Annotated in this window: 12 protein-coding genes; 3 read left to right on the top strand and 9 right to left on the bottom strand. The window is 70.4% G+C overall.

Annotated features, from left to right (window positions below; genetic code table 11):
• On the bottom strand, positions 1-451 hold a 451-nt coding region (locus RWP81_RS07560; protein ID WP_314454324.1), incomplete at its 3' end, for a helix-turn-helix domain-containing protein.
• A gap of 98 nt (positions 452-549) precedes the next feature.
• On the opposite strand from RWP81_RS07560, the gene RWP81_RS07565 reads away from it, so the two are divergent.
• Entirely contained in the window at positions 550-2,403 is a 1,854-nt protein-coding gene (locus RWP81_RS07565) for an FAD-dependent monooxygenase (RefSeq protein WP_314454353.1), read from the top strand.
• 368 nt (positions 2,404-2,771) lie between these two features.
• Positions 2,772-4,244 carry an NAD-dependent succinate-semialdehyde dehydrogenase gene (locus RWP81_RS07570; RefSeq protein WP_314454328.1) on the top strand — a complete coding sequence of 491 codons (1,473 nt, stop codon included), beginning with the start codon at positions 2,772-2,774 and terminating at the stop codon, positions 4,242-4,244.
• Between the two features lie 195 nt (positions 4,245-4,439).
• On the opposite strand, the gene RWP81_RS07575 is transcribed toward RWP81_RS07570, so the two are convergent.
• The 8 genes from RWP81_RS07575 to RWP81_RS07610 form a co-directional block, all read right to left on the bottom strand.
• Positions 4,440-5,441: a LacI family DNA-binding transcriptional regulator gene (locus RWP81_RS07575; protein WP_055958665.1), complete on the bottom strand. Its 1,002-nt coding sequence runs from the start codon at positions 5,439-5,441 to the stop codon at positions 4,440-4,442.
• Entirely contained in the window at positions 5,438-6,256 is an 819-nt protein-coding gene (locus tag RWP81_RS07580; protein ID WP_314454332.1) for a creatininase family protein, read from the bottom strand. The genes RWP81_RS07575 and RWP81_RS07580 overlap by 4 nt, the downstream gene beginning before the upstream one ends.
• Position 6,257: 1 nt before the next feature.
• Positions 6,258-6,860 carry a GTP cyclohydrolase I FolE gene (gene folE, locus RWP81_RS07585; protein ID WP_314454335.1) on the bottom strand — a complete coding sequence of 201 codons (603 nt, stop codon included), beginning with the start codon at positions 6,858-6,860 and terminating at the stop codon, positions 6,258-6,260.
• Positions 6,861-6,882: 22 nt separating this feature from the next.
• Entirely contained in the window at positions 6,883-7,641 is a 759-nt protein-coding gene (locus RWP81_RS07590; RefSeq protein WP_055958655.1) for an ABC transporter ATP-binding protein, read from the bottom strand.
• Entirely contained in the window at positions 7,638-8,459 is an 822-nt protein-coding gene (locus RWP81_RS07595; protein ID WP_314454340.1) for an ABC transporter permease subunit, read from the bottom strand. The genes RWP81_RS07590 and RWP81_RS07595 overlap by 4 nt, the downstream gene beginning before the upstream one ends.
• A gap of 5 nt (positions 8,460-8,464) precedes the next feature.
• Positions 8,465-9,262 carry an ABC transporter permease subunit gene (locus RWP81_RS07600; RefSeq protein ID WP_314454343.1) on the bottom strand — a complete coding sequence of 266 codons (798 nt, stop codon included), beginning with the start codon at positions 9,260-9,262 and terminating at the stop codon, positions 8,465-8,467.
• A 40-nt stretch (positions 9,263-9,302) separates the two neighbouring features.
• Positions 9,303-10,445 (bottom strand): ABC transporter substrate-binding protein, encoded by a 1,143-nt coding sequence (locus RWP81_RS07605; RefSeq protein ID WP_314454346.1) that lies wholly within the window; start codon positions 10,443-10,445, stop codon positions 9,303-9,305.
• A gap of 268 nt (positions 10,446-10,713) precedes the next feature.
• Positions 10,714-12,153 (bottom strand): XRE family transcriptional regulator, encoded by a 1,440-nt coding sequence (locus tag RWP81_RS07610; protein ID WP_055958643.1) that lies wholly within the window; start codon positions 12,151-12,153, stop codon positions 10,714-10,716.
• A 118-nt stretch (positions 12,154-12,271) separates the two neighbouring features.
• On the opposite strand from RWP81_RS07610, the gene RWP81_RS07615 reads away from it, so the two are divergent.
• Complete coding sequence (locus RWP81_RS07615) at positions 12,272-14,164, top strand: phosphoenolpyruvate carboxykinase (GTP) (protein ID WP_314454350.1); 1,893 nt, start codon at positions 12,272-12,274, stop codon at positions 14,162-14,164.
• Positions 14,165-14,496 lie beyond the last annotated feature (332 nt).

Below are 14,496 nucleotides of genomic sequence, written 5' to 3' on the forward strand. Positions count from 1 at the left end.
GCTCGAGGATCGCGCGTCCGGGAGCACCCCGGGTGACCGGATGCCGCGACCCCGGCCGCTGCGCGACGGCGGTGACCGCGTGGCGCGGCTCAACGCTGGCGAGGGTGACGCATTCGTCGTGATCGAGCACGACGAGGAAGCACGTCATGCCGAGGTCGTTCGCGGCGGCGGTGAGTTCGGGCAGCGCCTCGGCCTGCAGGTCGGCGGCGACTCCCGCGGCGAGGGCGGCCAGGCCCGTCCCGAGACGCACCGCGCCCGCGGCATCCCTGGTGACGAGACCGTGGTCTTCGAGGGTGCGGAGGAGTCGGTAGGCGACCGAGCGGTGCAGTTCGACGCGGGCCGCCAGCTCGTCGATGGTCAGGGGGGTCCGGGCATCGGCGAGCTCTTCGAGCAGGCGGATGCCGCGACTCAGCGTCTGCGAGGCGGGGGAGGCGTCTTGCCGTGCGGGCATGGATCGGGCTACTCTCTCGTTCGGTAGCAGAACACTGTGTTCGAATATAGAACGTATGTGTGCTGGACCGCAACCCGACATCGACGTCAGGAGAGACGATGCAGTTCCACCACCACGGTTACGTCTCGGGCGACCCGCGCGTGCAGAACGCGGCCGGCACGGGTCTCGATCGTCCTGACCGTCTGCCCGACGAGGTCGACGTGCTCATCGTCGGCTCGGGGCCAGCCGGCATGCTTCTCGCTGCACAGATGTCGCAGTTCCCCCAGCTCACGACGCGTCTCATCGAGAAGCGCGAGGGCCGTCTCGCCCTCGGCCAGGCCGACGGCATCCAACCCCGCAGCGTCGAGACCTTCCAGGCGTTCGGGTTCGCCGACCGCATCACGGCCGAGGCGTACAACATCGGCTGGATGAACTTCTGGGCCCCCGACCCCGAGGATCCCGAGCGGATCGTCCGCACGACCCGCACCGAGGACTACGGCTACAAGATCAGCGAGTTCCCGCACCTCATCGTCAACCAGGCCCGGGTACTCGACTACTTCGCCGAGGCCGCAGCCCACGGCCCCGCGCGCATCGTGCCCGACTACGGCGTGGAGTTCCTGGGCCTCGAGGTGGGCGCCGACGACGTCGAGGTCCGCGTGCGCACGGCCGAGGGTGAGCGGACGATCCGTGCGAAATACGTCGCCGGGTGCGACGGCGCGCGCAGCGGTGTGCGTCAGGCGATCGGCCGGACGCACGTCGGAGCCGCCGCGCGCCACGCGTGGGGCGTCATGGACGTGCTGGTGGAGACCGACTTCCCCGACTGGCGCATCAAGTGCGCGATCAATGCCGCCGCCGGGAACATCCTGCACATCCCGCGCGAGGGCGGCTACCTCAGCCGCATGTACATCGACCTCGGCGAGGTCGCCGAAGGCGACAACCACCGCGTGCGGCAGACCCCGATCGACGAGGTCATCCGTCGGGCGAACGAGATCCTTCACCCGTACTCCATCGACGTGAAACAGGTCGCGTGGCACAGCGTCTACGAGGTGGGTCACCGGGTGACCGACCAGTTCGTCGACGATCTCGATCACCCGCGCGTGTTCCTCACCGGTGACGCCTGCCACACGCACAGCGCCAAAGCGGGGCAGGGGATGAACGTCTCGATGCAGGACGGCTTCAACCTCGGCTGGAAGCTGGGCCACGTGCTCACCGGGCTCGCGCCGGCGGACCTGCTGCGCACCTACGACCGGGAGCGCCGGCCCGTCGCCCAGCAGCTCATCGACTTCGACCGCGAGTGGTCGTCGCTCATGGCGCGAAAGCCCGGCGAGATCACCGACCCCGCGGAGCTGTCGACCTACTACCTGGCCACGGCCGAGTTCCCCTCGGGCTTCATGACGCACTACGCCTCCTCGACGATCACCGCCGAGGCGCCGGCGCAGGACCTGGCATCCGGATTTCCCGTCGGAAGGCGCTTCAAGAGCGTCGAGGTCGTGCGGGTGTGCGACGGCAACGCCGTACACCTCGGCCATCACGCGAAGGCCGATGGGCGCTGGCGGATCTACGCCTTCGCGGATGCCGACGGCTCGGCGCTGCGGGAATGGGCCGAGGCTGCGCGCCCGATCGTGGAGCGCTTCACGCCCGACGGCGCCGACCTCGACGCCGTGTTCGACGTGAAGGCGGTGTTCCCCGGCCGGTGGGAGGACGTGGTCGAGGTGCCGACGCTGTACCGGCCGCGCTCGGGGCCCCTCGGCCTGACCGACCTCGAGAAGGTGTTCGCCGCCGCCCCCTCGGCGTGGACGAGCGCCGACATCTTCACCGAGCGCGGCATCGGCGCCGAGGGAGCCGTGGTGCTCGTGCGCCCCGACCAGTACGTGGCGCACGTGCTGCCGCTCACCGCCCCGGAGGAGCTCCGGCGCTTCCTCGTCGGGGTGATGGCCTCGCCGGTTGCGGCATCCGCCCCGTCCCACGCATAAACGCGATCGGCGCGCATAAACGCGGGCGCAGCGCGTTTATGCGCGCGGAAGGCGTTTATGCCTGATGGTCGCCCCGGCGCCGGGCTGGGCGCGATTCGGGCGGACGAGGGTCGGGGCATCCGCCCCGTCCCACGCATAAACGCGATCGGCGCGTATAAACGCGGGCGCAGCGCGTTTATGCGTGCGGAAAGCGTTTATGCATGCGGAAGCCGTGCACCCCGGCCGCGCCGGAGATGCCCGTAAAGGCGATCCGCTCCCCACCGGCCACGACGGCCAGCACGGCGACCCGTTTGTACACCACGTATATCGGCTCCGCCACGCGGGCTGACGAGAATTGGCGGGAACCCCGCCCCGATCCAGGAGGACCCATGACCGATTCGCGCGAGAGCGAGCTGCTGGCATCCGTACCCACCGGCCTCTTGATCAACGGCGAGTGGCGAGAGGCGACCGGCGGCAAGACCGTCGCCGTGAACGACCCCGCCACCGGTGACGTCATCCACGAGATCGCCGACGCCACGGTCGACGACGGCGTCGCGGCGATGGATGCCGCTGCCGAGGCGTTCCCGTCATGGGCAGCGACCCCGGCTCGGGAGCGTGCCGAGATCCTCCGCCGCGCCTTCGACCTGCTGCAGGAGCGCAAGGAGGACGTCGCGCTGCTCATGACGCTCGAGATGGGCAAGCCCCTCGTCGAGGCGCGTGGCGAGGTCGCGTACGGCGGGGAGTTCCTGCGCTGGTTCAGCGAGGTCACCGCGCACACCCAGGGCCGCTACGGCGCGAACCCCGAGGGCACTGGTCGCATGATCGTCTCGCATCACCCCGTGGGCCCCTGCTACCTCATCACCCCGTGGAACTTCCCCCTCGCCATGGCCACCCGCAAGATCGCCCCCGCGCTCGCCGCGGGCTGCACGGTGGTGATCAAGCCCGCGACCCTCACGCCCCTCACGACGCTCTTCTTCGCGCAGATCCTGCAGGACGCCGGTGTCCCCGCCGGTGTCGTCAACGTCGTCACCACGACCAGCACCGGGCCGGTGTCGGAGCGCATCATCTCCGACCCGCGCCTGCGCAAGCTGTCGTTCACCGGCTCCACTCCGGTCGGTGTGAAGCTGCTGCAGCAGGCGGCGCCCGGCGTGCTCCGCACGTCGATGGAGCTCGGCGGCAACGCCCCGTTCGTCGTGTTCGAGGATGCCGACCTCGACAAGGCGGTCGAGGGGGCGATGCTCGCGAAGTTCCGCAACATCGGCCAGGCCTGCACCGCGGCCAACCGTTTCCTCGTGCAGCGCAGCGTCGTCGAGGACTTCACCGAGCGCGTCACGGAGCGCGTGAAGGCGATGAAGGTCGGCCGCGGTACCGAGGAGGGCGTGCAGATCGGGCCCCTCATCGACGACCGCGCGGTCGACAAGGCGAAGACCCTGGTGGGGGATGCCGTCGACCGCGGCGCCACCGTCACCACCGGTGGCTCGCCCGTCGACGGTCCCGGCACCTTCTTCGAGCCGACGGTCGTCGCAGACGTCAAACCGGGCAGCGACATCCTGCGCGAGGAGATCTTCGGACCCGTGCTCGCCATCGTCCCCTTCGATGATGAGGACGACGCGGTCCGCCTGGCCAACGACACCGAGTACGGCCTCGTCTCCTACGTCTTCACCGAGTCGTTCGCACGCGGACAGCGCATGATCGACAAGCTCGAGACCGGCATGATGGGCCTCAACGTCGGCGTGGTCTCCAATGCCGCGGCACCCTTCGGCGGCTGGAAGCAGTCGGGTCTGGGACGGGAGGGCGGCGACGAGGGCATCCACGAGTACCTGCAGACGAAGTACACCCTCACGGCGAACCCCTACGCCTGAGACGACGGATGCCACGACCCCATCCTCTTCGGAGGGGCGGGGTCGTGGCATCCGTCGTTCCCCCGGCCTGTGTGGACACAAGGCAGGAGGTTCGGCGATGGGACGTCGATAAGTCGGGCCACGGGAGCGCAGGGACCGCAGAAGTCCTGCGTGGTGTCCGCCGCCGGCCGAGCACGCGACGCGTGGCATCCGTCGTCAGCGCTGCGTCGACTCGCCCGGGACGAGTTCGACGGGGATCACTGCGCGGTCTCCGTCGCCGCCCGCCATGAGGGTGTCGAGCATGTCCATCGCGCGTGCGGCGATCTTGCCCCAGTCCTGACGCACCGTGGTGATCGTGGGCGAGATCTGTCGCGTCCAGGCCACTCCGTCGAAGCCGCACAGCAGCAGATCGCCCGGTACGGACCGCCCCTCTTGCAGGGCACGGAAGAACGCGCCGACGGCGTGCAGGTCGCTCACCGCGAAGACGGCGTCGACCTCGGCGTCGGTCTCGAGGAGTTCCGCCATGGCGCTCTGACCGCCGTCCATGCCGTAGTTCTCGCCGACGATCAGCACCTCGGCCGCGGGGACGCCGCGGTCGGCGAGTCCGGTGAGGAACCCCTCGCGCCGTTCTTTCGTCGACGGCAGATAGCCCTCGCCGCCCAGCATGGCGAAGCGGGTGCCGCCGGCATCCACCAGGTGATGCGCGGCGACACGTCCGCCGCCGAAGTTGTCGGAGCGCACCCACCCGCCGATGAGGGCGGAGTCCGCGGGTTCGTCGCAGGCGACGATCGGCACGGGGCTCGCCCGCAGCCGATGCACCCCCGAGCGCGGGGGGCGCGAGGGCGACAGCAGCACGCCGTCCGTGCTGCGCACGAGGTTCTCGAGCGCTTCGAGCTCGTTGTCTGGCTCGTAATCGGACCCGGCGAGCACGAGCGCCCAGTCGCGCTGCGCGCCCTCGCGCTCGAACGCGTGCGCGAGTTCGGCGTACGCCGGATGCCGCACGTCGGGCAGGACGATCCCGACGGTCGTGCGATCGGTGCGCCGGCGCCCGGACGCCCGGGGGTACCCGACCCGCTGAGCGGCGTCCAGCACCCGGTCGCGCAGCTTCGGGCTCACCCCTCGGTTGCCGGTGAGGGCGTTGCTGGCGGTGGCGAGGCTGACTTTCGCCTCCGTCGCCACCTCTTGGAGGGTCGGTGTCCGTCCCGGACCGTCGGTCATTCGGCATCCCCCCGCCGCGAGTGTACCCACTCGGGCGGAAGGGGGTGCGCAGCGACGGCGCGGACGATGTCGGCGAGGGCGGCGGCCTGCGTGGCGAACGCGCGTTCGGCCGGCCGGCCCCCGCCGCGCCCCCCCCACGCGGCGTCGGCCGTGCTCGGATCACCGATCACGCCCGACGCAGACCGATCGTCGACGTGCCAGGGCACGCTGACGGCGCCGAACGGCCGGGTGGGGGAGGCCGCGCGGGCCCTGACCCTCTCGAGACCGTCGGCGCGGGCGGCATCCATGTCGACGGCGCCCGGGTCCAGCGCGAGCAACAGGCTCGTCTCGTAGTGGCCGGCGTGCGCGTCGAGATCGCCCGTGGTCACGCCCTCGGCCAGCTCGGGAGGCAGCGCCAGCCCGGGCACGTGCACCGCGAACGCCGCGAGCCCCCGCCGCTCGCGCAACTGCCGGCACGCGACGTGCAGCAGTTCGGGATTGCCACCGTGTCCGTTGACGAACAGCAGACGACGGATGCCGCTGGCGGCGACGCCGCGGCCGATGTCGTCGACGAGGGCGAGCAGCGTCTCCGCCGACAGGCCGATCGTGCCGGCGCGTCCCGCGTGCTCGGGCGAGAAGCCGAACGGCAGCGCCGGAAGCACCCACGTGGCCACCTCGCCGGTCACCCGAGCGCCGGCCTCCGCGGCGAAAGCGGCCGCGATGGCCGTGTCGGTGGTCACGGGCAGGTGCGCACCGTGTTGCTCGGTGGCCCCGATCGGGACCAGGGCCACCCCGGCCCGCGCGGCGACCTCCGTCACCTCGATGGAGCTCGTCATCTCAGTGCAGTCCGAGCAGCACTCGCGCCTCTGCTCGCGCCGCCGGATCGGTCTCGTACACGCCGCGCCCCGCGAGGGAGAACGCGGTCGAGCCGACGGTCCGCTCCCCGCGCGCCCACATGCAGGCGTGCTGTGCGGTGAGGCGCACCAGCACGCCCTTCGCGTCGAGTGTCTCGGAGACGACCTCGGCGATCTGGTCGGCCAGGCGCTCCTGCATCTGCGGTCGGGCCGCGAGCACCCGCAGCATCGCGTCGAAGTCGCCGATGCCGGCGAGCGCCCGATCGGGCAGGTACACCACCGACACCACTCCCTGGAAGGGCAGCAGGTGGTGCTCGCACATCGAGGAGTAGGGGATGTCCTGCACCGCGACCGCCCCGGGGTACACGCCCTCGATGGGCTCACCGCCGCCCAGCGCGCGATGCGGGTCGCCTCCCATTCCCGAGAAGAGGTCGAGACCGGCGTGCGCGACGCGCCGGGGGGTGTCGATGAGGGTGGGGTGCTCGGTGTCGAGGCCGATCGCTCGCATGTACATGCGGATCCCCTCCTCCGCGGCATCCAGATCGGGAGCGGTGTGCGTGGCGGCGACGGCAGTGAGTTCGGTCATGAGGGTGGGCCTTTCGGGGGGATCAGTGGAACAGGAGCGCGCTGGCGCGGTCGACGTAGGCGTGGAATTCGGGCGACGTCGTCATTTCGAGGGTGCGCGGCCGCGGGAGGTCGACGTCGATGACTTCTTTGATGCGCCCCGGACGAGGGCTCATCACGGCGACCTTGTCGCTGAGGAAGATGGCCTCCTGGACGCCGTGCGTGACCATGACGGTCGTCGCCTGCTGCTCGCTCCACAAGCGCTGGAGCTCGACGTTCAGACGTTGGCGGGTGACGTCGTCGAGCGCTCCGAACGGTTCGTCGAGGAAGAGCACGTTGGGCCGGAGGGCCAGCGCGCGGGCGATGGCCACGCGTTGGCGCATGCCGCCCGACAACTGCCACGGTCGGGCCTTGGCGAACTGTTCCAGGCGCACGAGGCGCAGTAGCTCGCCCACCCAGTCGTGGTCGACGGGGAGCCCCGCGATCTCGAACGGGAACGCGATGTTGCGCTCGACCGTCCGCCACGGCAGCAGTGCGTGGTCTTGGAAGGCGATGCCGTACGCGTGCTTCCCGCGGAGGGCGGCGGGGGCGAGATCGTTGACCGTCGCTGTGCCCGAGGTGGGGGTGTCCAGGCCGGCGAGCATGCGCAGCACGGTGGATTTGCCGCAGCCGGAGGGGCCGAGGAGCGACAGGAACGACCCGCGCGGAGTGTCGAGGTCGACCCCGTCGACGGCGACGACCGTCTCGCCGCGGGTGGCGAAATGGCGCGTGAGAGCACGGACGTGGACGCCGGACGCGGTCATGCGGGGCCTTTCTGAGCGAGGGTCGAATCGCGCGGCGGGAAACGACCGGCGAGCAGAAGCGTTTCGGCCGCGACGACGAGTCCGTAGGCGGCGAGCGAGAGGAGCACCGTGACGACGACGAGCGTCCACAGCAGCCCGTAGTCGGAGTACGACTTGCTGGTGAGCAGGTTCGCCCCGAGCCCTTCGAACGAGAACAGGAACTCATACAGGGTGGCCGCCGACACGGTCGCGGGGGCGGCCAGCTTGAGACCGGCGAACAACGACGGAAGGGATGCCGGCAGCTGCACGAACCGCAGCAGGGTCCATCGGCCGCCGCCGTAGGCACGCACGAGGTCGGCCGTCTCCGGCGTCGACGAGGTGAGGCCTGCCCCGATGTTCATCAGCAGGGGGAAGAAGGTCACGACCGCGGCCACGACGGCGGCGGTGAGGATGCCGGAACCGAAGACGGCGTAGATGACGGGGGCCATGGCGATGAGGGGCACGGTCTGCAGCAGCAGGGCCAGCGGCAGGAAGATCGAGCGCAACGCCCGCGACACGGTCAGCGCGACCGCCCCGACGAACCCGGTGCTGACGCCGAGGAGGAGCCCGACGGCACTGTGCATCAGGGTGACGCCGATCATCGGGGCGAGGGCTGCGCGGCGTTCAGCGGCGCCGGCCGGATTGCCGGCCCCGTCGACGAAGAGGTACCCCCACACGTCCAGCGGCGTCTTCGCGAGGTAGGGCGAGAGCCCCGAGAGGGTGATCGCCAGCTGCCAGCCGATCAGCAGCACGGCCGCCGTGGCGAGCGTGCACAGGGTCGTCGTGAGCCGGGAGGACATGCGCGTCATCGGGTGCCCCCCGTGTGAGTGGTCCACGGCGCGAGAACGCGTCCGAGCAGCGCGATCGCGCCGTACCCGAGGGCCGAGACGACCGTCGCGAGCAGGGCGATCGCCCACATGCCGGTGTAGTCGCCGACGTACTGCTGCGAGATGAGGAGTCGGCCGGCCCCTTCGTCGACGCCGACGGTGAAGAATTCGCCGGTCATGGCGCCGAGGAAGGCGGCGGGGGCGGCGAGCTTGAGGGCGGCGAGCAGCGCGGGGATCGCGGAGATCACCCGCACCTTGCGGATGGCCGTCCACGCGGTGCCTCCGTAGGCGTGCACGAGATCGAGCTGCGCCGGGGCGGCCGAGCGCAGTCCCAGAAGCACCCCGACCACGAGGGGGAACAGCACGGCGAGCATCGCCAGCACGACACTCACGGCACGGCTGCCCGACGGACTGAGCAGCACCACGATGGGCGCGATGGCGGCTGCGGGAGCGCACGCGGCCACCACTCCCAGTTGGGAGGCGAAGGGGCCCAGGGGCGGGGCCATCATGACCAGGATGCCGAGCCCCAGCGCGATCACGACGGCAACGCCGTAGCCGATCAGGGCGGCTCCCGCGGTCGCGGCCACGCCTTCTTCATAGGCTCCGTCACCCAATCCGGTGGCCGCGCGCACGAGGACCGGGAGAGGGGGCGGCACCGGACCGGGACTGCCGTTGGGGCGCTGGTAGACGGTCACGGCGACGATGTGCCAGGCCATCGCCAGCACGGCGAGACCGGCGGCGCCGAAGAGGACGCCACGTGCGGGTATCGACGTCATGTCGTGGCGTCCTCTCGTGTCGGGGCGGTGGAGGAAGGGATCAGGATGCCGGGACGGTGAACCCGGGGATGAGTTCGGGGTTCTCGGCGTACACCTCGTCGAGCAGCGACGTGTCGAACATGTCCGGGTCGGCCGTGATGCCCGCCGCGGCGAGCGAGGACACGGCCTGGTCGACGAGGTCGGGCGTGAGCGTGAAGATGCCGTTGGTCACCGTGTCGGGGGTGAGCATGAAGGAGGGCAGTACGCTCGCGGAGTCGACCTGCAGCTGTCGGTCGAGCCCGTTGTCCGCGCCGCCGTAGGTCATGGCGATGTCGGCGATCGAGTCGGCGCCCTCGGTGAGGGCGGTGTTCCAGCCGATGATGCTGGCCTTCATGATCGCCTTCAGCGCGTCGCGGTTCTCGGCCAGCGCTTTCTCACTGACCACCACGGCGTCGCCGAACTGGGCGTAATTGGCGTCGGCGAACGACATGGTCACCACGTCGCCGCCGGCGTTCTTGACGGCGATCGGGTAGTTGGTCAGGAAGCCGATGAGAGCGTCGACCTCGCCGTTCATCAGCGGGTCGACGCCGCTGGGCACCGAGACGAACTGGACCGTGTCGGCGGGTAGGTCGTTCGCCTTCAGGACGGCTTCGACGGCGAGCTTTCCGCCGGCGTCGACGCCGATGCGCTTGCCCTTCAGGTCGGCGACCGTGCGGATGGGGTTGCCCGCGAGCGAGACGAAGCCGACGGGGTTCTTCACGAACTGCGCGCCGATGATCTTCAGTCCGGCGCCGTCGTTGATGGCGCCGGTGATGCCGGTGAGGTCGGACGCCAGGCCGATCTGCGCCTGGCCCGAGAGGACGAGGTCCCAGGAGTTCGTGTTGCCGCCGCCGGCGATGAGGTCGACCTCGTCGAACCCGGCGTCGGTGTAGGCCCCGTTCTCCTCCGCGAAGTAGTACCCCGCGAATTCGTAGTTCTTGATCCAGCTGAGGGCGACGCTGGCGGTGCCGAGCGAGGTGGGACCGTCACTGGGCGACGAGGCGGCGGGGGAGGCGCAGCCGGTGACGGTGAGGGCGAGGAGCAGAGCGCCGACGGCGGCAGCGGCAGCGGTGGTGCGCCGGCGGCGGCGGCGCGCGGCGGGAGCCGTGACGGCGTGCATTGCTGCGGGAGGGGCGGTGAACAGGTCGGTGCGAAGGTGTGACATTCGGGAGCCTCCGTGTGGGTGGGTGTCCCTTAAACGTAAATGTTTTACTTTTCGTGAATTGTCCCGTCGTGTGTCGTTTTCGTTTCGTCGTCCCGGGAGAACGGATGGCCGTGGCATCACCTTGTCCGACGGGCCCCGGGCACGACGATCCTCTGACGGCACGGTCCGTGGCATCCGGTGGCCGTCCCGCAGCCCCGCGGCGCGACCGCTCCGTCTCGCGCGGCGACGTCTCGCGTGAGCGAGGCGGCTGGTCGGGCGCTTGCGCCCCTCAGCCGTCGGCGTGCCGGTCGAGGAACGCGAAGACCTCCGCGTCGTCGACGCCGGGGAACATCCCGCGCGGAAGAGGCGAGAACATGTACCGGTGCACGCGGGCACTCGGCCATGCCTTGCCCTGCCAGCGTTCCGCGGCCTCGGTGTCGGGGCGTCGGCAGCACGACTCGTCGGGGCAGTGCGAGATCCCGCGCTTCGAGGTCTCGCGGCCGCGGAACCACCGCGCATCGTCGAAGGGCACGCCCACGGTGATCGAGAAGTCGCCGTCGCTGGTGGTGCCCGTCTGCGAGGAGCACCAGAAGGTGCCGGCGGGGGTGTCGGTGTACTGGTAGTGCTCGGTCGTGCGGTTGTGCTCGGCGAAAGCGGCGCGCGCCGAGAACTTCTTGCACACGACCTGCCCCTCCACCGACCCCGTGACATCGGTCGGCAGCGGTAGCCCGTCGTTCTCGTACACGCGCGAGATGGCGCCGTCGCCGTCGACGCGGAGGAAGTGCAGGTGCACGCCGAGGTGGGTCGTCATGAGGTTGGTCATGCGCATCGCCGCGGCTTCGTGGGTCACGCCGAACGCATCGCGGAAATCCTCGACGGCGAGGTTGCGGTCTTTCTTCGCCTGCGTCAGGAAGGCGACGGAGCTGGTCTCGGGCATGAGGCAGCACGCGGCGTAGTAGTTGATCTCGAGGCGCTGCTGCAGGAAGTCGGCGTAGTCGGTGGGCGGGCGGTGCCCGAGCAGGCGGTGGGCCATCGCCTGCAGGGCCATCGAGCGCAGGCCGTGCCCGCCGGGGATGGATGCCGGGGGGAGATAGATGCGACCGTGCTCGAGGTCGGTGACCGAGCGCGCCGAATGCGGCAGGTCGTTGACGTAGATGAGCTCGAATCCGAGCTGTTCGGCCATGATGCTGACCGTGCGGTGGGTGAGGGCGCCGGTCGCGTGCCCCGCGGCCTTGAGCTGCTTCTCGGCGAGGCTCTCGATCTCGGGCAGATGATTCGCCGTCTCGCGCATGCGCAGGCGCAGTTCGGTGTTGGCACGGCGCGCCTCTTCGGGGCTCGCGATGGTCGCGCGCTCGCGCCGCTGCAGCTCTCGGTGCAGCCCCAGTACGGCCTCGATCGTGTCGTCGCTGGTGCCTTTGCTCACCTTGACGGGGGGGATGCCGAGCTGTCGGAAGAACGGGCTGCCCTGCGCCCGGTCGAGCTCGATCTCCAGAGCGGCGCGGCGGTTCGGCGGCTCGTTCGAGAGCAGCTCGGTGACCTCGGTCTCGGTCGCGCGCGCGATCTCCTGCAGGAGCGAGAGCTTGGGCTCGCGCTTGCCGTTCTCGATGAGGCTCAGTTGACTGCCCGCCACGCCGACGAGCGCTCCCAGTTCATCGAGCGTCAGGCCGCGGGCCAGACGATGATGACGGATGCGGTGACCCAGGGTGGTGAGTTCGAAGGACGACGCCATTCCTTGACCATATCGAAAGAATTCGCATTCTTACACTGGTCGATCACCGAAAGTCGGGTTGCGAGGGCCTCAACATGGAGGAACGACACCGAGTTTGCTCTCAACCGAGGAGAACGACATGGCTCTCGCCGACATCTTCAGCTCCAGCTCCCGCACTGCCGCGCCCGCTGCCGCCGCCGCCCGCGCCGCCCGTCCCGGTCACGGCGTGCGTCCGGCCGTGGAGGGCCCGGGTCTCGCCGCGCTGAGCGCGTGGGTCGACCAGGTCGCCGCCCTCACCCAGCCCGACCGCATCCACTGGGTCGACGGCTCGCCCGCAGAGAACGACGCGCTGCTGCGCGACATGGTCGACGAGGGCAAGCTCATCAAGCTCAACCCCGAGTGGCGGCCCGGTTCGTACCTGGCCCGCTCGCACCCCGGCGACGTCGCCCGCCTCGAGTCGCGCACCTACATCGCCTCCGAGAGCGAAGAGGATGCCGGCCCCACGAACAACTGGATCGCCCCCGCCGAGATCCGCGAGACGCTCGACGGCGTCTTCGAGGGCTCGATGCGCGGGCGCACGATGTACGTCGTCCCCTTCTCGATGGGCGCGGTCGGCGGCCCCCTCAGCCACATCGGCGTGCAGATCACCGACAGCGCCTACGCCGTGGCATCCATCGGGGTCATGACCCGGGTCGGAACGGCGGTGCTCGAGCAGATCGCGAAGGGCGCCCCGTGGGTCAAGACCGTCCACTCCGTCGGTGCCCCGCTCGCCCCGGGCGAGGCCGACGTCACGTGGCCGTGCAACGACGAGAAGTACATCGTGCACTTCCCCGACACCCTCGAGGTGTGGTCGTTCGGCTCGGGCTACGGCGGCAACGCCATCCTGGCCAAGAAGTGCTTCGCGCTGCGCATCGCCTCGGTCATCGGTCGCGACGAGGGCTGGCTCGCCGAGCACATGCTGCTCATCCGCGTGATCGACCCGAAGGGCAAGGCGTACCACGTGGCCGCCGCGTTCCCCTCGGCCTGCGGCAAGACCAACCTCGCGATGCTGCGCCCCACCATCCCCGGCTGGCGCGTCGAGACCCTCGGCGACGACATCACCTGGATCCGCCCCGGTGAAGACGGACGCCTGTGGGCCATCAACCCCGAGGCCGGCTTCTTCGGTGTCGCGCCGGGCACGGGCGAATCGACCAACGTCACCGCGATCGAGACACTGTGGGGCAACACGATCTTCACGAACGTGGCGCTGCGCCCCGACGGCGACGTGTGGTGGGAGGGACTGACCGACGAGGCGCCCCCGCACCTCACCGACTGGGAGGGCAACGCCTGGACGCCCGCCTCGGGTCGTCCGGCCGCTCACCCCAACTCGCGGTTCACCGTCGGCGCCGCCCAGTGCCCGCAGATCGCCGAGGACTGGGAGGCTCCCGAGGGCGTGCCGCTCGATGTCATCCTGTTCGGCGGTCGTCGCGCGACGAACGTGCCGCTGGTGGTCGAGGCCACCGACTGGTCGCACGGCGTGTTCATCGGCTCGACGGTGTCGTCCGAGAAGACCGCCGCCCAGGAGGGAACGGTCGGGGAGCTCCGCCGCGACCCCTTCGCGATGCTGCCTTTCTGCGGCTACAACATGGGCGACTACTTCGCCCACTGGCTGGAGGTCGGCCAGAAGCTCCGCTTCGATCGCGCGCCGCGCATCTTCCAGGTCAACTGGTTCCGCAAGGGCGACGACGGCCGCTTCCTCTGGCCCGGGTTCGGCGACAACGCCCGCGTCATCGACTGGATCATCCGTCGTGTCGACGGTCAGGTCGACGCGGTGGAGAGCCCGATCGGGCGCCTGCCGAAGATCGAGGACCTCGACCTCTCGGGTCTCGACCTCCCGGATGCCGACCTCGCCGAGCTCTTCTCCGTCGACGCCCGGTCGTGGCTGGCCGAGGCCGACATGACCGAGGAGTTCTACGACACGTTCGGCTCGCACCTGCCGGCGGCCCTGCGCGCCGAGCTCGCTGCGCTGCGGTACCGCCTGCAGCGGTCCTGAGCCGACCCCCTGCTCTCGCCCCGCCCGCCGTTTCGCGCGGTGGGGCGAGTGTCGGACGCGATGCCCCTCCCGTTCTTGGCGCGCGGGAGGGGCATCGTCCTGTCCGCGCTCGGCCGGGCTGGTCCGCCGGCGCCCCTGTCGACTCGCGTGAGAGACGCCCCGGTGCCAGCGTCGGGCCCGCGCCGGATGCCGCGGCTCCGCCGTCACCGCCGAGAAACGCTCCTGGCGCGAGGAAACGCGCTGTCAACGCGTTTCCATCCGCGGATCGCGTTTCTCGCGCCGCCCCACCACCCCGCGCGGGCGAGTGCGACGGCGGCGCCGCCCCACCACCC

It is taken from the genome of uncultured Microbacterium sp., from assembly GCF_963521695.1.
In the GTDB taxonomy this organism is placed as follows: Bacteria; Actinomycetota; Actinomycetes; order Actinomycetales; family Microbacteriaceae; genus Microbacterium.

What these genes read in the sequence shown, in the direction of transcription:
- RWP81_RS07580 (WP_314454332.1), bottom strand. Translation starts at nt 6,256, where the DNA reads ATGACGAGCTCCATCGAGGTGACGGAGGTCGCCGCGCGGGCCGGGGTG.
- RWP81_RS07575 (WP_055958665.1), bottom strand. Translation starts at nt 5,441, where the DNA reads ATGACCGACGGTCCGGGACGGACACCGACCCTCCAAGAGGTGGCGACG.
- RWP81_RS07570 (WP_314454328.1), top strand. Translation starts at nt 2,772, where the DNA reads ATGACCGATTCGCGCGAGAGCGAGCTGCTGGCATCCGTACCCACCGGC.
- RWP81_RS07595 (WP_314454340.1), bottom strand. Translation starts at nt 8,459, where the DNA reads ATGTCCTCCCGGCTCACGACGACCCTGTGCACGCTCGCCACGGCGGCC.
- RWP81_RS07565 (WP_314454353.1), top strand. Translation starts at nt 550, where the DNA reads ATGCAGTTCCACCACCACGGTTACGTCTCGGGCGACCCGCGCGTGCAG.
- RWP81_RS07605 (WP_314454346.1), bottom strand. Translation starts at nt 10,445, where the DNA reads ATGTCACACCTTCGCACCGACCTGTTCACCGCCCCTCCCGCAGCAATG.
- folE (WP_314454335.1), bottom strand. Translation starts at nt 6,860, where the DNA reads ATGACCGAACTCACTGCCGTCGCCGCCACGCACACCGCTCCCGATCTG.
- RWP81_RS07615 (WP_314454350.1), top strand. Translation starts at nt 12,272, where the DNA reads ATGGCTCTCGCCGACATCTTCAGCTCCAGCTCCCGCACTGCCGCGCCC.
- RWP81_RS07590 (WP_055958655.1), bottom strand. Translation starts at nt 7,641, where the DNA reads ATGACCGCGTCCGGCGTCCACGTCCGTGCTCTCACGCGCCATTTCGCC.
- RWP81_RS07610 (WP_055958643.1), bottom strand. Translation starts at nt 12,153, where the DNA reads ATGGCGTCGTCCTTCGAACTCACCACCCTGGGTCACCGCATCCGTCAT.
- RWP81_RS07600 (WP_314454343.1), bottom strand. Translation starts at nt 9,262, where the DNA reads ATGACGTCGATACCCGCACGTGGCGTCCTCTTCGGCGCCGCCGGTCTC.